Origin of the sequence: Kutzneria sp. 744, from assembly GCF_000568255.1 — a bacterium.
GTDB lineage: Bacteria > Actinomycetota > Actinomycetes > Mycobacteriales > Pseudonocardiaceae > Kutzneria.
In genome coordinates, this window is record NZ_KK037166.1 from 3754543 (window position 1) to 3771077 (window position 16535).

At 71.3% G+C, this 16535-nt stretch carries 13 protein-coding genes, 2 pseudogenes and 1 riboswitch; of the genes and pseudogenes, 6 read left to right on the forward strand and 9 right to left on the reverse strand.

Annotation, left to right across the window (positions count from 1 at the left end):
* Nucleotides 1-1619 (reverse strand): alpha/beta hydrolase family protein (locus KUTG_RS16775; RefSeq protein ID WP_369794477.1); only part of this gene is annotated, 1619 nt, incomplete at its 3' end.
* Between the two features lie 160 nt (nucleotides 1620-1779).
* Nucleotides 1780-2751 (reverse strand): DNA polymerase III subunit delta, encoded by a 972-nt coding sequence (gene holA / locus KUTG_RS16780; protein WP_043717953.1) that lies wholly within the window; start codon nucleotides 2749-2751, stop codon nucleotides 1780-1782.
* Nucleotides 2752-2839: 88 nt separating this feature from the next.
* Nucleotides 2840-2956: riboswitch (SAM riboswitch) on the forward strand.
* Nucleotides 2957-2966: 10 nt separating this feature from the next.
* Between holA and thrC the strand changes: the two genes are divergently transcribed.
* Nucleotides 2967-4229 (forward strand): threonine synthase, encoded by a 1263-nt coding sequence (gene thrC / locus KUTG_RS16785; protein ID WP_043717956.1) that lies wholly within the window; start codon nucleotides 2967-2969, stop codon nucleotides 4227-4229.
* On the opposite strand, the gene KUTG_RS16790 is transcribed toward thrC, so the two are convergent.
* Together KUTG_RS16790 and KUTG_RS16795 are read right to left on the reverse strand one after the other, a co-directional pair.
* Entirely contained in the window at nucleotides 4226-4930 is a 705-nt protein-coding gene (locus KUTG_RS16790) for a cache domain-containing protein (RefSeq protein WP_043729646.1), read from the reverse strand. The two genes, thrC and KUTG_RS16790, sit on opposite strands and share 4 nt — an antisense overlap.
* 39 nt (nucleotides 4931-4969) lie before the next feature.
* Nucleotides 4970-5767 carry a FadR/GntR family transcriptional regulator gene (locus tag KUTG_RS16795; RefSeq protein WP_043729649.1) on the reverse strand — a complete coding sequence of 266 codons (798 nt, stop codon included), beginning with the start codon at nucleotides 5765-5767 and terminating at the stop codon, nucleotides 4970-4972.
* Between the two features lie 176 nt (nucleotides 5768-5943).
* Here KUTG_RS16795 and KUTG_RS16800 point away from each other — a divergent pair, with 176 nt between their 5' ends.
* The 5 genes from KUTG_RS16800 to KUTG_RS16820 are packed head-to-tail and all read left to right on the forward strand — an operon-like array spanning nucleotide 5944 to nucleotide 11417.
* On the forward strand, nucleotides 5944-7365 hold the full coding sequence (locus tag KUTG_RS16800; RefSeq protein ID WP_043717959.1) for a gamma-aminobutyraldehyde dehydrogenase: 1422 nt from the start codon (nucleotides 5944-5946) through the stop codon (nucleotides 7363-7365).
* A 37-nt stretch (nucleotides 7366-7402) separates the two neighbouring features.
* Nucleotides 7403-8479: an ABC transporter ATP-binding protein gene (locus tag KUTG_RS16805; protein ID WP_043717962.1), complete on the forward strand. Its 1077-nt coding sequence runs from the start codon at nucleotides 7403-7405 to the stop codon at nucleotides 8477-8479.
* Between the two features lie 10 nt (nucleotides 8480-8489).
* Nucleotides 8490-9689 carry an ABC transporter substrate-binding protein gene (locus tag KUTG_RS16810; RefSeq protein ID WP_043717965.1) on the forward strand — a complete coding sequence of 400 codons (1200 nt, stop codon included), beginning with the start codon at nucleotides 8490-8492 and terminating at the stop codon, nucleotides 9687-9689.
* Between the two features lie 16 nt (nucleotides 9690-9705).
* Nucleotides 9706-10599: an ABC transporter permease gene (locus tag KUTG_RS16815; RefSeq protein WP_369794644.1), complete on the forward strand. Its 894-nt coding sequence runs from the start codon at nucleotides 9706-9708 to the stop codon at nucleotides 10597-10599.
* 11 nt (nucleotides 10600-10610) lie between these two features.
* A complete protein-coding gene (locus KUTG_RS16820; RefSeq protein WP_043717968.1) occupies nucleotides 10611-11417 on the forward strand; it encodes an ABC transporter permease in 807 nt (268 codons plus the stop codon).
* A 115-nt stretch (nucleotides 11418-11532) separates the two neighbouring features.
* Here the strand turns inward: KUTG_RS16820 and KUTG_RS16825 are convergent, their stop codons facing one another.
* From KUTG_RS16825 to octT, 5 genes and pseudogenes are all read right to left on the reverse strand, one after another.
* Nucleotides 11533-13827 (reverse strand): DNA internalization-related competence protein ComEC/Rec2, encoded by a 2295-nt coding sequence (locus tag KUTG_RS16825; RefSeq protein WP_043717970.1) that lies wholly within the window; start codon nucleotides 13825-13827, stop codon nucleotides 11533-11535.
* Nucleotides 13820-14032: a hypothetical protein gene (locus tag KUTG_RS58515; protein ID WP_157494580.1), complete on the reverse strand. Its 213-nt coding sequence runs from the start codon at nucleotides 14030-14032 to the stop codon at nucleotides 13820-13822. The genes KUTG_RS16825 and KUTG_RS58515 overlap by 8 nt, the downstream gene beginning before the upstream one ends.
* Entirely contained in the window at nucleotides 14029-14772 is a 744-nt protein-coding gene (locus KUTG_RS16830) for a ComEA family DNA-binding protein (RefSeq protein ID WP_232240831.1), read from the reverse strand. Before KUTG_RS16830 ends, KUTG_RS58515 begins: the two co-directional genes overlap by 4 nt.
* Nucleotides 14773-14933: 161 nt before the next feature.
* Nucleotides 14934-15795 (reverse strand): annotated as a pseudogene (locus tag KUTG_RS16835) (DegV family protein).
* A gap of 11 nt (nucleotides 15796-15806) precedes the next feature.
* Nucleotides 15807-16521: pseudogene (octT, locus tag KUTG_RS16840) on the reverse strand (diglucosylglycerate octanoyltransferase).
* Nucleotides 16522-16535 lie beyond the last annotated feature (14 nt).

A 16535-nucleotide genomic window follows, 5' to 3' on the forward strand; every position in this document is an offset into this window, starting at 1 on the left:
GCCGACGACCAGCGCACGTCGATCGCGGACCGGCCGGCCTCGGTCGGCGACGAGTTCATCGCCACCGCGTGCGGTGACTTGAACCGTGTCGTCCCGGTCAGGCAGGCGCTGGCCGCGTCGATCTCGTCGCACAGCTTGGCGCTGCCGGAGATCTTGGTGGTCCCGTCCGGGATCACCACCGGCGTGCGCTCCGCGCCGAGGGCCGCGCTCAGCACGCGAGCCGGATCGGCCGACGGCGCCCGCACCCCGGTGCCGTCCAGCAGCGGCTGCACGCGCAAGTCGTGGTCCAGGAACAGGTGCGCCGCCGCGGCGACGTAGGTCGCGCCGCCGGCACGCTGCTGCGGCGCGGTCAGACGGGCCGGCTGGCCGGTGTCGCAGAGCGGATTAGGGGTGGTGCCGGGGCGGTAGTCGTCCACCGACGGGGCCACGGAAACGCCCGGCGTCCACTCGTAGTTGAAGAAGTTGTGGTCCGCGCCGGCGATGTACAGGGCGCTGTGCAAGGCCTTGCCCTTGCTGACGCCCCGCGTCGAGTCGATGTACTGCTGGCCCTGCAGGTCCGAGACGTCACCGTCGCAGGCGGGCAGCAGGGTCACCGACGGCACGTCCGGGGTCGGGTTCTGGCCGAAGATCGTCGGCGCGATGAACACGTTGCCACGGATCGTCCAGCGGACCGGGCCCGAGTAGCCCGAGTCGAACGGCGGCGGGGCCAGGCTGTCCAGCGCCGCCTGGTTGACGCCTTCGCCGCCACGGGAATGCCCGACCAGCAACACGTTCGACATGTCGGCGACCGGAGCGTCCTTGACGATCTGCGGCGCCGATGCGCGACCGGAGCCGGCCCAGTCCGCCCAGTGCCCCAGGTGCAGCCGGACCAGTGAGGAGCGCGCCTGCGCGCCACCGTCGGTGACCTGGTAGTCGAGGGCGTTGATGGCGTCCGCGGAGATGGAGACCGTCACGTAACCCTGTGATGCCAACAACTGCTGCGTCTGAAGGTAGCCGCGATAGCTCGGCACCGGCAGGAAGCCGGGCGGGCACGGCCAGCCCACGGGATCGCCACCGCCGCCGGTCGGGCTGTAGCAGGCCTGGTGCCGGCCGTGCAGGAACAGCACCAGCGGGCGGTTACCCGGGGCGTTCTTCGGGGCCACGACGACGGCCTGCATCTCGGTCGACCCGTTCAGCCCGGGCAGCGGCACCGGGTCGAGCGTGTACTCGCCGGTGATCGTCTGATAGTGGCCTGGAGTGCCGGGATCCACGGATCCCTTGGGCAGCAACGGCGGCAGCGCGGCCGGCGACTGAGAGTCGGCCTTGGCCTTCGGGTCCGGGGCGTCCAGCCGCTGGCCGCCGGCCCGGACCTCGATCTTGCTAGGATCGCCGATCGCCTTGCCGGGCAAGGAGAACGTGCGGTGGTCGCGACTCGGGCCGGCCCGGCCCAGTAGCTTGCCGCCGGACCAGAACTCCACCGGCGCGTCGCCGGTCAGCGGCGTCGGCGACGTCCAGACAACCTGGCCGTCCACCACCCGCCAGCCCGCGGCGCTCGGGGTTTCCACGGTTCGGGCCTGGGCCGTCGGCCCCAGGACGATCACCGTGAACACGGCCAACAGCAACGGTAAGAGCTTGCGCATCCGACCTCTATCCGTGGTCACGACCCTGGTTTCCCCCAGTCGGATCCCACGGGTCGTCGAAGCATCCCCGCCACGGTAGGAGACCGCTGCGCATCGGCGCAGCGATTCGAGCAGAACTCGGCTCTCACCGCCCGTTCGCGCGTCAGCGCTGCCCGACCGGTCAGCCCATCTGGTGTGCCGCGACCACCTTGAGCACAGCCCGCTCCAACGCGTAGTCCGCGTCGGCCGCCACACCCTTCACGTCGGCGTTGAGCGCGGCCACGACCTGCATCGCCGCCGCCAGCCCGGCCGGCGACCAGCCGCGGGCCTGGCCCTGCGCCCGCTTCACCTTCCACGGTGGCATGCCCAGGTCGCCAGCCATCCGGAACGGGTCGCCGCGACCGGCCGAGGCCACCTTGGCCACCGTGCGCACGCCCTCAGCCAGCGCGTCGGCCACCAGCACGTGCGGCACGCCGAGCAGCATGGCCCAGCGCAGCGCCTCCATCGCGCCGGCCCGATCCCCCACGACCGCGAGGTCGGCCACGGCGAAGCCGGTCACCTCGGCCTTGCCCTGGTGGTAGCGGCGCACCGCCGCCTCGTCGACCTTGCCGTCGTTGTCGGTGACCAGCTGCGAGGCGGCCGCGGCCAGCTCACGCAGGTCGTTGCCGACGGTCTCGACCAGCGCCGCCAGGCCGGCCGGATCGATCTTGCCGCCGGCCCGCCGCACCTCGTCCTTGACGAACGCGTCCCGGTCGGCCGGCTTGGTGATCTTCGAGCACTCCACCACCGCCGCGCCGGCCTTCTTCAGCGCGCCCGGCAGGTCCTTGGCCACCTTGGCCCGGCCGCCGCCGGTGTGCAGCACGATCAGCACGATGCCGTCGGACGGCGCCTTGGCGTAGGACAGGACCGCGTCGGCGATCTCCTTGCCCACCTCCTGCGCGCCCTCCAGCACCACCACGCGGCCCTCGGCGAACAGCGACGGGCTCAGCAGCTCGGCCAGCTCCGGAGGGGTGAGGTCAGTCACCCGCTGGCGGGTCAGATCGGCGGTCGGGTCGACCTCGCGGGCCTGCGCCAACGCGGCCCGCACGGCCCGTTCGACCAGCAGTTCCTCGTCGCCGAGCACGAGCAGCAGCGGTTCGGGGGCGGCACTCACCCGACCATCCTTCCACGTCCCGCATGGTGGGCGATTGAGTGGCGATGCCAGGTCGAGGTGCCGTACCGTGCAGGTCACAACTGAATACCGCTCATCCAGAGGGGCAGAGGGAACGGCCCGTTGAAGCCCCGGCAACCGGCGACGCACGCTTTGCGGTGCGTCGATCACGGTGCCAATTCCGACCCACACGTGGGAAAGATGAGGAGATACCTCCCATGACCTCGACCGTCGACGCCCGCACCGCCGCCGCCTTCAACCTCGGCCCCGCGCGTGCCCTGAGCTGTCGCGAGTGCGGCCACCAGATCCCGCTGGCCGCCGAGTTCGCCTGTAGCGAGTGTTTCGGCCCCCTCGAAGTGGCCTACGACTTCGGCCGGGTGCGCCGCGAGGACATCGAGGCCGGCCCCAAGTCCATCTGGCGCTACCGCAACCTGCTGCCCGTGCCCACCGACGTGCAGGCCTACCCCAACACCGACCCCGGCCTCACCCGCCTGGTCAAGGCCGACCGCCTCGGCGCCGCCCTGGGCGTGCGCAACCTGTGGGTCAAGGACGACACCGGCAACCCGACGCACTCGTTCAAGGACCGCGTCGTCGCCGTGGCGCTGGCCGCCGCCCGCCAGCTCGGCTTCAAGGTGCTGGCCTGCCCCTCCACCGGCAACCTGGCCAACGCCGTGGCCGCCGCGGCCGCCCGCGCCGGCTGGGAGTCGGTCGTGCTCATCCCGTCCTCGCTGGAGAAGGCCAAGATCCTCACCACCGCGGTCTACGACGGCGCGCTGATCGCCGTGGACGGCAACTACGACGACGTGAACCGGCTGGCCACCCAGCTCGCCGCCGAGCACGAGGACTGGGCGTTCGTGAATGTCAACGTCCGCCCGTACTACGCCGAGGGCTCCAAGACCCTGGCCTACGAGGTCGCCGAGCAGCTCGGCTGGCGGCTGCCCGGGCAGATCGTGGTGCCGGTCGCCTCCGGCTCGCAGCTGACCAAGGTGGACAAGGGTTTCCGCGAGCTGGGCGAGCTCGGGCTGGTCGACGCCACCCCGTACCGCGTGTTCGGCGCCCAGGCCACCGGCTGCTCCCCGGTCGCCTCCGCCTACAAGGCCGGCACCGATGTCGTGACGCCGGTCCGCCCCGACACCATCGCCCGGTCGCTGGCCATCGGCGCCCCCGCCGACGGCCCGTACGTGCTGGACACCGTGCGCCGCACCGGCGGCGCCGTCGAGGACGTCACCGACGAGGAGGTCGTCGAGGGCATCCGGCTGCTGGCCCGCACCGAGGGCATCTTCGCCGAGACCGCCGGCGGCGTGACCGTCGCGACCGCGAAGAAGCTCATCGAGACCGGCCAGCTCGACCCCGACGCCGACACCGTGCTGCTGATCACCGGCGACGGGCTCAAGACCCTCGACGCCGTGGCCGACCACATCGGGCCCAAGGCCACCGTGCCGCCCAACGCCGCCGCCGTCATCGAGGCCCTGGGTCTCTAAGGCGTCACCAGCACTATCGGGGCGTCTCCACAGCGACGAACGCCGGCGCGCGCCTGTGCGCCGGCGTTCCACCACGCCGGCACGTCCGCGTCCCGCATCAGCGATCCCGTCGGCGATTTCGCGCTGTTGGAGACGATCACCCGGCCCTGGGCGTTCACGAGGGCCGCTCGCGATCCCAGGCTCCTGAGCTTCGGCTGCAGCACGTGCTCGAACTCCCGCACGAACACGTCCGCCCCCACCACTCCCGCGAACGCGCCGTTCCGCTGCGCCGGGACCGTGAACGTGAGCGTGTACTCGTCCGTGCAGAGATAGTCCACGTACGGGCCGTTCACGTGCCGCCGGCCCGTGTCCCTCGACACCGTGAACCAGGATTGCCTTGTGTAGTCCAGGAAGTTCGCGCTGCCCGGCTCCAGGCTGATGAACAGCTGCTCCGGCTCCGCGCTCGTGGCAGTCCACCACTCGAACCCGTACTCCTGGTCCGTCAGCACGTGCGGCGCCGCCACATAGCCCGCCCCGATCACCAGGCCACCCAGCGCGTCCACCACCCGCGGCCTGATGTGCTCCAGGTCCTCGGCTCTGGGCTCCGCCACCTCCACCAGCAGCGACTCCACCGCCACCAGCACCGGCTTCAGCCGGTCGAAGACGTCCTCCACGATCGCCGCGACCTGTTCGACGACCTCGTCACCAGCGTGAGAGCCCATGATGCCCACCTCGGCTGCGCGATTGGCCCGCGCTTAGGGTTACAGCAGGTTCAGGTGCATGTCCACGAGCCGGTCCACCGCTTCCAGGATGTGCTCCTCCGTCAGCTTCCGGGCCAGCTCCCCGTCCTGCCGCGCGATCGCCTCCGTGATCGCCCCGTGCTCCGCGTGCCCGTTGTGGCTCGGCAGTAGCCACAGCAGGCCGCCCTGCTCCCCCTGGAGCTGGATCTCCTGGTGGGTAAGCCTCGGCGACTGCGCCGCCGCCGCGACTTCGAGGTGGAACTGCCGCTCCGCCCTCGCCTGCCCCGGGCTGCCCTGGTCGCTCGTCGCAGCTCCGGTGGCATTGCCCTGATTGCTCATCGCAGCCTCGGTGGCGTTCCGCTGGTTGCTCGTCGCAGCTCCGGTGGCATTGCGCAGGTCTTCGGTCGCCAGCCACAGCCGCTCCACGTCCTCCGGCGAGCTCCGCTCCGCCGCCAGCCTCGCCGCCGCCCCCGCCACCGCCAGGTAGTGGTCCCCGATGTCCCTCAGCTCGCTCAGCGACACCGCCCTCAGCCGCTGCTGCCACGACGCCGGCGCGCCCTGGTCCGGCGTGATCACGAAGCTCCCGCCCCCGCGCCCCCGTCTCGTGGCCACCAGGCCCTGCTGTCTCAGCGCCACCAGCGCTTCCCGCACCGTCACCGTGGCCACCCCGAACTGCCCCGCCAGCTCCGCCTCGCTCGGCAGCTGCTCCCCGTCCCCCAGCAGCCCCATCGAGATCGCGTCCGTCAGCCGCGCCGTCACCGCCTCCGCCCGCCCGAGGTCGCCCAGCGGCGCAAACACGTGCGACCTCGCCTGCCCCATGCCCACCCTCACCCTTTCGTCCTCCGACGCCGCACCCACCCGCGCTCCGCTCCCCGGCTCCCCCGGCCGCTCTCGGCACCCTCAATCCTCCCCCACACCCTTGCTATATGACATATGGACTCATATGTTTACGTCCATCCCGTTCCTCCGCCACCCCGGGACCGCAGGGAGTCGCCATGCGACAGCTGCACCACTTCATCGACGGGGCCCAGGTCGACTCCGCCTCCGGACACCGCGCGGACGTCATCGACCCGGCGACCGGACAGGCGTACTGCACGGCTCCGGTAGCCGAGGCAGCCGATGTCGACGGCGCCCTGCACGCCGCGCAGGCGGCCTTCGAGTCCTGGCGGGACACGACACCGGCCCAGCGCCAACTGGCCCTGCTGAAGATCGCCGACGCGGTCGAGGAGCGGTCCGACGAGCTGGTCCGCATGGAATGCGAGAACACCGGGAAACCGTTGGCGCTCACGGCATCCGAGGAACTGCCGGTGGTCGTGGACCAGCTCCGGTTCTTCGCCGGCGCGGCCCGGGTGCTGGAGGGCAAGTCGGCCGGCGAGTACATGCCTGGCCACACCTCCTTCGTACGGCGGGAGCCGGTCGGGGTGTGCGCGCAGGTGACGCCCTGGAACTACCCGCTGATGATGGCGGTCTGGAAGATCGCGCCGGCCCTGGCGGCGGGCAACACGGTGGTGCTGAAGCCCTCGGACACCACGCCGGCGTCCACGGTGCTGCTGGCGGAGATCGCCGCCGAGCACCTGCCGCCCGGCGTGTTCAACGTGATCTGCGGCGACCGCGACACCGGCCGTGCGCTGGTCGGCCACGAGATCCCGGCGATGGTGTCGATCACCGGCTCGGTCCGTGCCGGCACCGAGGTCGCGAGCGCGGCCGCCGCCGACGTCAAGCGAGTGCACCTGGAGCTGGGCGGCAAGGCCCCGGTCATCGTGTTCGCCGACGCCGACATCGAGGCCGCCGCCGAGACCATCGCGATGGCCGGCTACTTCAACGCCGGCCAGGACTGCACCGCCGCAACTCGAGTGCTCGTCGCCAACGAGGTGCACGACGACTTCGTCGCCGCCCTCACCACGCATGCCCTGGCGACCAGAACCGGCGGCCCCGACGACACCTCCGCCGACTACGGGCCCCTCAACAGCGCCGGCCAGCTCGACCGCGTCGCCGGCTTCCTCGGCCGGCTGCCCCCGCACGCGACCGTCCATAGTGGCGGCAGCCGCATCGGCGACAAGGGCTACTTCTACGGCGCCACCGTGGTTTCCGGCGTCCGACAGCAGGACGAGATCAGCCAGCACGAGATCTTCGGCCCGGTGATCACCGTGCAGCGCTTCGCCGACGAGGCCGAGGCCCTCGGCGCGGCCAACGGCGTGCCGTACGGGCTGGCGTCGTCGGTGTGGACCACCGACCACCAGCGGGCCATGCGCATGGCCGCCCGCCTCGACTTCGGCTGCGTGTGGATCAATACCCACATCCCGCTCGTCGCCGAGATGCCCCACGGCGGCTTCAAGAAGTCCGGCTACGGCAAGGACCTCTCGCTGTACGGGCTGGAGGACTACACCCGGATCAAGCACGTGATGAGCGCCCTGTAGGCCGCAGACCATCTCCGCAGAGCACCGGAGGCCCGCGATGCCCCACCAAGCCCCCGACGTCGCGCTCGGCGACCACCCGCCGGCCGCTTCCGCGGTGCCCGCGGTCCGGCTGCGCGGCCTGCGCAAGAACTTCGGCTCCGTCACCGCGGTCGACGGCGTCGACCTCGACATCCGACCGGGTGAATTCTTCGCCATGCTCGGCCCGTCGGGCTCCGGCAAGACCACAGTGCTGCGGATGATCGCCGGCTTCGAGCAGCCCACCGACGGCACGGTCGAACTCGGCGGCCAGGACGTGAGCCGACTGGCGCCGTTCGACCGCGACGTGAACACCGTCTTCCAGGACTACGCCCTGTTCCCGCACATGAACGTCGCCAGGAACGTCGAGTACGGACTGCGGGTCAAGGGCGTGCCCAGGGCCGAACGCCGGCGCCGCGCCGCCGACGCGCTCAGATCCGTGCGCCTCGACGACTACGGCCGGCGCCGACCGTCCCAGTTGTCCGGTGGCCAGCGCCAACGCGTCGCGCTGGCCCGCGCCCTGGTCAACCGGCCCAAGGTGCTGCTGCTCGACGAGCCGCTCGGCGCGCTGGACCTGAAACTCCGGCACGAAATGCAGAGCGAACTCAAGCAACTACAGAGAGATGTCGACATCACCTTCGTGTTCGTCACCCACGACCAGGACGAGGCGCTGACCATGAGCGACCGGATCGCGGTGTTCAACGCCGGCCGGATCGAGCAGGTCGGCACCCCGCAGGAGGTCTACGAGCGGCCGGCGACCGCGTTCGTCGCCGGCTTCGTCGGCACCTCCAACCTGCTCGGCGGGCGCGCGGCGGAGGCGGTGATCGGCATGGCCGGGCTGTTCAGCATCCGTCCCGAGAAGATCCGCATCGACGGCGATCTGGCCCGCCCGGCCGGTCCCGGCGAGACCGTCGCCACCGGCGCCGTCACCGACGTGGTGTACGCCGGCGCGATCCTGCGCTTCGAGGTCGCCCTCGACGCCGGCGGCCGGTTGTCCGTGGTGCGGCAGAACACCGACGGCGTGCCCGGCTTCACCGACGGCCGGGTCCGCCTGACCTGGCGGCACGAGCACAACTTCCCGGTCACCGGTAGCGAGTGAAAGGTCGATCATGAAGAACACGGCGCTGTTGGCCGGACTGCTGGCGGCGGGCCTCGTGCTCACCGCGTGCGGCACCACCAGCGGCAATACGGCGGCCACCGGCGGCGGCACCGCCTTCACCCCGCCGTCGCTGCCCGCGCTGGGCAAGCTCGGCGCGGGCGAGGGTCAGCTGTCCGTGCTGGCCTGGCCCGGCTACGCGGAGAACGGCTCCAACGACCCCAAGGTCAACTGGGTCACCCCGTTCGAGCAGGAGTCCGGCTGCAAGGTCAACGTCAAGCCGTTCGGCACCTCCGACGAGGCCATCAGCCTCATGAAGACCGGCCAGTACGACGTCGTCTCCGCCTCCGGCGACGCCTCGCTGCGCCTGATCGCCTCCGGCGACGTGGAACCGGTGAACACCTCGCTCGTGCCCAACTACGCCGACGTGTTCGGCTTCCTCAAGAACCAGTCGTGGAACAGCGTCGCCGGCGTCGCCTACGGCATCCCGCACGGCTGGGGCGCCAACCTGCTCACCTGGCGCTCCGACAAGGTGAGCCCCGCTCCCACCTCGTGGTCGGCGCTGTTCGACCCGAACTCCAAGTACAAGGGCAAGATCACCGCTTACGACTCGCCGATCTACATCGCCGACGCCGCCCTGTACCTCAAGGCGCACCAGCCCGGCCTGGGCATCAGGAGCCCCTACGCGCTGGACAGCACCCAGTTCCAGGCCGCTGTCGACCTGCTGAAGAAGCAGCGTCCCCTGGTCAGCGAGTACTGGTCGGACTACCTGAAGGAGAGCCAGTCCCTGACCAGCGGCGACGCCGTCCTGGGCACCGCGTGGCAGGTGACCGTCAACGTCGCCAAGACCGGCGGGGCCCCGGTGGAGTCGACCGTGCCGTCCGAGGGCGCGACCGGATGGTCGGACACCTGGATGGTGGCGGCCAAGTCGCAGCACAAGAACTGCGCCTACCTGTGGATGAACTACATCATCAGCCCCAAGGTCAACGCCCAGGTCGCCGAGTACTTCGGCGAGGCCCCGGCCAACTCCAAGGCATGCGCCCAGACCAGCGACACCAAGCACTGCGACACCTACCACGCCGGTGATTCGGCCTACGCGTCGAAGATCGCCTACTGGACCACACCGATCTCCCAGTGCCTCGACGGCCGCACCGACGTCAAATGCGAGGACTACGGCGCGTGGACCCAGGCCTGGACCGAGATCAAGGGTTGACCCGGTGACCGCCGCGATCACGAACACGCCGCGACCCGCGGGCTCCCCGCGCCGCCGGTTGTCGGCGTACCTGCGCCGCACTCCGAGGCTGCGGTTGGGCATCCTGCTGTCCGCGCCCCTGGCCTGGCTCGGTGTCGCCTACCTCGGCGCGCTCGCGGCGCTGTTCGTGACCGCGTTCTGGAGCACCGACGTGTTCACCGGGCGGGTGGTGGTCAGCTGGTCGCTGGACAACTTCGCCACCCTCGCCCGGGACGCCGTCTACCGCACCATCACCGTCCGCACGGTCGGCGTCGCCGTGATCGTCACCCTCGTCGACGCCGTGATCGCCTTCCCGATGGCTTTCGCCATGGCCAAGTTCACGTCCCGGCGCACCCAGCGCCTGCTGGTGATCGCCGTGATGACCCCGTTGTGGGCCAGCTACCTGGTCAAGGCCTACGCCTGGCGGTCCATGCTGTCCGGCAACGGCGTGCTGCACTGGCTGCTCGTCCCCGTCGGCCTCGACGGCCCCGGCTACGGCCTGCCCGCCACCGTGATCACCCTGTCCTACCTGTGGCTGCCGTACATGATCCTGCCCATCTACGCCGGCCTCGACCGCCTGCCCGACTCCCTCCTCGACGCCTCCGGCGACCTCGGCGCCCGCTCCGTGCGGACGTTCCTCTCCGTCGTGCTCCCCCTGGCCCTGCCCGCCGTCATCGCCGGCTCGATCTTCACCTTCTCCCTGTCACTGGGCGACTACATCGCCGTCAAGATCGTCGGTGGCACCAGCCAACTGCTCGGCAACGTCGTCTACGACAACATCGGCGCCGCCAACAACCTCCCCTTCGCCGCCACCGTCGCCACCGTCCCCGTCGTGATCATGCTTCTGTACCTCGCCGCCGCCCGCCGCACCGGCGCCGTCGACACCCTCTAGGAGGCGCGGCCGTGACGTTCTCCCGAACCACCAGGCGCGTGTTGCTGGTCGCGCTGGCGCTGGGACTGGCGGTGATCTACTTCCCGCTGCTGGTGGTGTTCCTCAACTCCTTCAACTCGGACACGACCTTCGGCTGGCCGCCGGGCGGCTTCACCCTGGAGTGGTGGGGCCGGGCCGCGGCCAACGACGGGGCGCTGGCGGCGCTGCGCACGAGCGTGGAGGCCGGCCTGGCGGCCACGGCCATCGCGCTGGTGCTCGGCGCCATGGCGGCGTTTGCCCTCCAGCGCTACAAGTTCATCGGCCGCAACCCGATCTCACTGCTCATCGTGCTGCCGATCGCGCTGCCCGGCATCGTCACCGGCATCGCGCTGAACAACGCCTTCCGCACCATCCTGGGCATCAACCTCGGCCTGTTCACCGCGATCGTCGCCCACGCGACGTTCTGCATCGTCGTGGTGTTCAACAACGTCGTGGCCCGCCTGCGGCGCCTGGGCAACAACCTGGAGGAGGCGTCGATGGACCTCGGCGCCGACGGCATCACCACCTTCCGGCTCGTCACGTTCCCGATGCTGCGCTCCGCCCTCCTCGCCGGCGGCCTCCTCGCCTTCGCCCTCTCCTTCGACGAGGTCATCGTCACCACGTTCACCCTCGGCGCCGGCCTGGAGACCGTGCCGATCTGGATCTACGACAACCTCTTCCGCCCCAACCAGGCCCCGATCGTCAACGTCGTGGCCGTCGTCCTGATCCTGGCCTCCACCGTGCCCGTCTACCTGGCCCAGCGGCTGTCCGGCGACAGCGCCTCCGGCGGACGGCTCTAGAAACCGCCTGCCGGCGAGGGCCTGTCGCTGCGATGATCAGGTCATGACCGCCGATGCCCCGGACGCACCGGCTCCGGGACCTGGCTGATCAGGGCTGCGGCGTCGAAGAATCGTGCTAGTGGACGACTCGTGGTGATCCACGGCGGGCAATGAGCGGGCCGTCCCGGCTCGCGATGATGGCGACATCGCCGTCCTCATCGGTGCGCAACACCGTTGCTCCTTCCCCTTTCAGGGCATCCAGGATCAGCGAACTGGGGTGCCCGAAGGGATTGCCGGCGCCGACGCTGACCATGGCGACGCGGGGATGCACCCGTTCCAGGAAGCGCGGGAGCGAATAGCGGCTGCCGTGGTGGGGCACCTTGAGCACGTCGGCGGAGAGGTCTTCGTTGGTGGCCAACAGGTTGGCCTGGCCTTCCAGTTCGATGTCGCCGGTCAGCAGGATGCGGCCGGCGGCGGTGTCGGCGCGCACGACGAGAGACGCGTCGTTGACGGGGGTGCCCTCGGCGTTGGGGCCGAGATGGCTCGGCGCCTCCTGGGGCGCGATCACGGTCATGTTCACTCCGGGTAACTCGAATCGTTGTCCGGCAACGATGTCCACCACCTGCACGCCGGCGTCCGATGCCTGTCGGCGGACCTGGTCCCAAGCCCACGCCGGCTCGTGCAACGGCCCGACACCGACGGCGCCGACGGGATAGTCGCTGAGCACCGAGGACAAACCGCCGACGTGGTCCGCATGCAGGTGGCTGAGCACTATCAACGGGATGCTGACCACGCCGAGCCGGTGCAGACAGCCCACTATGGAGCTGAGGTCGGGGCCCGTGTCGATCAGCACCACCCGTCCGGGCTGGGACGTCGCCAGCACATGCGCGTCGCCCTGGCCCACATCGCAACTCACCATCGCCCACCCTGTCGGCGGCCAGCCGGATCCGGTGAGCCGGGCCGGCATCAACACCAGCACGGCGCCGACCACGACCACCATTGCCACGACGCGCAATCGCCGTGACCGCAGCGCCGCCCAGCCGACGACCATCACCGCGGCCAACAGGGCAGCGCCGAGCAAGCCGCTCGGCCACCGCACCGTCGCCAGCGGCATCGAGGAGGTGTAGCGGGCGACGTGGATGAGCCACCACGCCTCCGGACTCGTGGCACGGGCCAACATCTCGCCCAGCCACTGGTTCATCGGCGTCACCATGGTGGCCAGCACGCCGATGACCGTGGCGGGCGCGACCACCGGCTCAGCCGCGAGGTTGGCGACCACCGCGACCACGCTAACCTCGCCGGACAGGCCGGCGATCACCGGCGCGGTCACCAGGTGAGCGGCCAGCGGCGCTGCTACGGCCTCGGCGACGCCCGGCGGCACACCCCGGCCTCGCAGCCACACCGCCCATCGCGGCGCGACCAGGACCAGAGCCCCGGTGGCGAGCACCGAGAGCGTGAAGCCGGCGCTGAGGCCGAGTGACGGATCGATCGGCACCAGCACCACCACCGACCAGGCCAGCGCCGGGAGCAGCGATCTCTCCCGGCCTAGCACCAGGGCCAACAGCACCAGGCCACCCATCACCGCCGCCCGCAGCACGCTGGGCTCCGGGCCGGCGAGGATGACAAACCCGATCACCGCAAGGCCGGCGCCCACGCCGGCGATGCGAGGTCCCATGCCCAGCAATCGGATCGCGAACAGTACGGTGCCGGCGATGATCGCCAAGTTGGCCCCGCTCACCGCGAGCAGGTGGGTCATGCCGGCGACCTTGAACTCGTCGGACACCCGCGGCGACAGGTTCGCCGTGTCGCCCACGATCAGTCCGGGCACGAGGCCCGCCTGCTCGTCCGGCAACACCGAGGTTGCTCGGCGTAGCCCGTTTCGCAGTGTGGCCGCAACTTTCTGCCAGGGCGGCGCCGGCGTCACCTCGGTCGGCGATCCGCGGGCCTGCACGACCGCGACCGTCAGGTCGCCGGTCCGAGCCGGCGCGGCCCGACCTGTGACGGTGAGCCACTGGCCCGGCAGCAGGTCGGCCCACCCGGCGGCCTGAGCCAGCACGATCACGTCGCCCGCCGGGACGAGCACACGGTCGGCACCGCCCTGGCGGCTACCGAATCCTTGCGTGCGAAGGGGTTTCGGTCGCTCCGACACCTCGACGCGAAGGGTGACCGTGGCGCCATGGTCCGCGTCCGACCGCAGCGGGTGCGTTGCCGACGTGTGGATCACCATGGCTATCCAGCAGGTCGCCAACGCGCCGAGGGCAATCACCAGCACCGCCTGTGGGCGCCAACGCAGAGATCGCACGGCCACCACGAAGGCCGTGACCACGGCGATGCCACCGAGCAACCAGCTGAACTGCCAGCCCCAGGCGAGGCCGACGGTCGCGATCGCCCACACCACCAGGGCGACCGGCACCATACGGGTGTCATTCATGACGGTCCCTCGGCTCCAGGCGGATGCGCATGAACGGCGGCGAGCGAAGGAACCGGACGATCTCGATGCCGACCGCCACCACCGCCACGACGAGCGACCACCAGAACCGTTGCCCGCACAGGAGAGCGATCGGCAGGGCCACCACCGCGACGTGCAGGCGGAATGCCCGCGCGAACCGCGCTGGGCCGGTCCGAGCAGGAGTCATGTCTGCACCAATTCCTTCAGGTGGTCGAATCTGGTGGCGCCGATGCCGTCGACCTCGCGGAGCTGGTCGACCGACTGGAAGCGGCCGTTCTTGGTCCGCCACTGGAGAATCCGTTGCGCCATCGTCGGTCCGACGCCGGGCAGCGTCTCCAGGTCGGTCTGCGTCGCGGTGTTGAGGTTGATCTTGCCGGGCGGCTGCCCGGGCGCCGCCTCGGGCTGTGGCACCCCGACGGCGATCTGCTCGCCGTCGGAGAGCTTGCGGGCCAGGTTGAGCTGCGTCAGATCGGCGTCGGGCAGCGGGCCGCCGGCGGCGCGTAGCGCGTCTGCGACTCGGGAGCCGTCGGGCACCGTGACCAGGCCTGGCCTGGCGACCTTGCCGACGACGCTGACGACCAGCGGCCCGGGCCTGCCCGTCCCCGCGCTGTGCGCGGCGGTTGGGGTCGCGGGGACGGGCAGGGCGGGTGGCTGTTCCAGCACAGGCCGGCTCAGCCACATGCCCAGGGCAGCGGCCACCGCGGCGACGAGCACCGCGGCGGCGAGGGCGAGTACCGCCGTTCGGGGTCGGCGGACCCGGGCGCCTCCGGGCAACCAGCGCTCGACCAACGGACCCGCCCGCCCTTCGGCCGTGTCACTGTCGGGCGTGTCCTGCGGTTCGGGCACGGCGTCGCCGAACACCTCGGCCAGGCGCTTTCGCACCTGTGCCGAGTGGTCGGTGGCGCCTGGGCGCAGTCGATCGAGCACGGCGTCGACGCTAGGGCGCGGCGGGGCGGGGCCGGGGCGGTTGAAGATCCAGATGTGGACAACTCGGGGGCTGTGGACAACTGGGGCTGAGACGATCTTGGAGCGGCCTGGGCGTGTCATGCTGGCGGGTTGCGCGGCCTCGCCCCGGTCCCCGAAAGGAGTCAGGCCTGGGGGTTCAGACCGCCGGGGACGATGACGACACCGAGCACCCCGAGGCCGGTGTGGGCGCCGATCACCGCGCCCACCTCGGAGATCAGGCAACCGGGCGAGTTGGGCAGGCGGGATTCCAGCTTGGCGGCGAGTTCCGCGGCCCGTTCGGGGGCGGCGAGGTGGTGCACGGCGAGCTCGACGGGGCCGCGGCCGGCGGCATTGGCGGCGAGGTCGACGAGGCGGGCGATGGCCCGGCTGGTGGTGCGAACCTTCTCCAGCGGCACGATCCGCCCGTCCTCGACGTGCAGGAGGGGCTTCACCGACAAGGCGGTGCCGACCAATGCGGCCGTGGTGCCGATACGGCCGCCGCGCCGCAGGTGCTCCAACGTCTCGACGGAAAAGAACGTCCGCGCCCGGGCGGCCACGCGCGTAGCGGCGCGCTCCACCTCAGCCGGGGACGCGCCGGCCGCGGCGGCGTCGGCAGCGGCGAGGACGGCGAAGCCGAGGCCCATGGCCGTGGAGCGCGAATCGACGATCCGCACCCGATCGGGCCCGACCTCCTCGGCCGCCATCCAAGCGGCGTTCCACGTGCCGGAGAGCTCCCCGGACAGATGCACGGCGACGACGGCCTCCGCGCCGTCCTCCAACGCCTTGCGGTATTCGGCGGCGAGCTCGGCGGGGTTGGCCCGAGAGGTGGTGACTGTCCGCCGGTCTACCGAGGGCCCCGGCCAGCTCGGCCGGCCCGAAGTCGACGCCGTCCAACCGCCCGACCCCGTCGACCAGGACGTGCAGGGGAATCACCCGCACCGAACGCCGATCGGCGAAGCCCTCTGGTAGGTACGCGGTGGAGTCGGTGACGACTGCGACGGACACGGCCGCCCAGCCTACGGGTTGACGGGGTCCAGGTGGCGGACCGTGTCCGCCACGGCCTGGCCCACGGCCCGATGTGCATCGAATCCCCAATGAATGCCGTCGGGGTTTCCGTGCCCGCCGCGCACGTGCGCGCCGATCAGCGACGGCAGGTCCAGCAGCGGAACGCCGTGCCGACCAGCCCACCTCCGCACGGCGGCCTCCCCAGCGGGGCGGCCGCTGTGCACGTACCCGTAGACGGCGGCGCGGTGCACGGGCGGCACCATGCCCACCACGGGCAGCCCCGGCCGCAGCGCCCGCACGGCCCGCACGCAGTCGTCCAGGTACCGCTCCGTGAGATGAGCGGGCAGTGCCACGGGGCGACCGCCGAGCAGCCGTGCCAGATGCGGCTGCGCGGCCAGGTAGAGCGCCCGCGCACGCCGCCGCAACGAGTCGGGACGCAGGAACCGGAGCCCCTCCCGCAGGTACGTCGGCAGCGGCGACGGCAGCGTGTCCATGCCCCCGACCGCCAGTACCAGCACGTCAGCGCGCGCCAGCGCCGCCCAGAACCGAGGATCCCCCGTCCCGCCCACCCGCGTCCCGGGCGGTCCACCCGAAGCCGGCGATCAGCTCCGAGCGGCCCTCCAGGGACGACGCGGCCACCGACGGCCACAACCGTGGATCATCGGCGGCCAGCGGCCCGACCGGACCGTGGAAGCACAGCGAATCCCCGACGACCAGCAGGTTCACGCGCCGGCGTTGTA

Excerpts from the sequence above, each read along its gene's own strand:
- thrC (WP_043717956.1), top strand. The coding sequence starts at position 2,967 with ATGACCTCGACCGTCGACGCCCGCACCGCCGCCGCCTTCAACCTCGGC.
- KUTG_RS16790 (WP_043729646.1), bottom strand. The coding sequence starts at position 4,930 with ATGGGCTCTCACGCTGGTGACGAGGTCGTCGAACAGGTCGCGGCGATC.
- KUTG_RS16795 (WP_043729649.1), bottom strand. The coding sequence starts at position 5,767 with ATGGGGCAGGCGAGGTCGCACGTGTTTGCGCCGCTGGGCGACCTCGGG.
- KUTG_RS16800 (WP_043717959.1), top strand. The coding sequence starts at position 5,944 with ATGCGACAGCTGCACCACTTCATCGACGGGGCCCAGGTCGACTCCGCC.
- KUTG_RS16805 (WP_043717962.1), top strand. The coding sequence starts at position 7,403 with ATGCCCCACCAAGCCCCCGACGTCGCGCTCGGCGACCACCCGCCGGCC.
- KUTG_RS16810 (WP_043717965.1), top strand. The coding sequence starts at position 8,490 with ATGAAGAACACGGCGCTGTTGGCCGGACTGCTGGCGGCGGGCCTCGTG.
- KUTG_RS16825 (WP_043717970.1), bottom strand. The coding sequence starts at position 13,827 with ATGAATGACACCCGTATGGTGCCGGTCGCCCTGGTGGTGTGGGCGATC.
- KUTG_RS58515 (WP_157494580.1), bottom strand. The coding sequence starts at position 14,032 with ATGACTCCTGCTCGGACCGGCCCAGCGCGGTTCGCGCGGGCATTCCGC.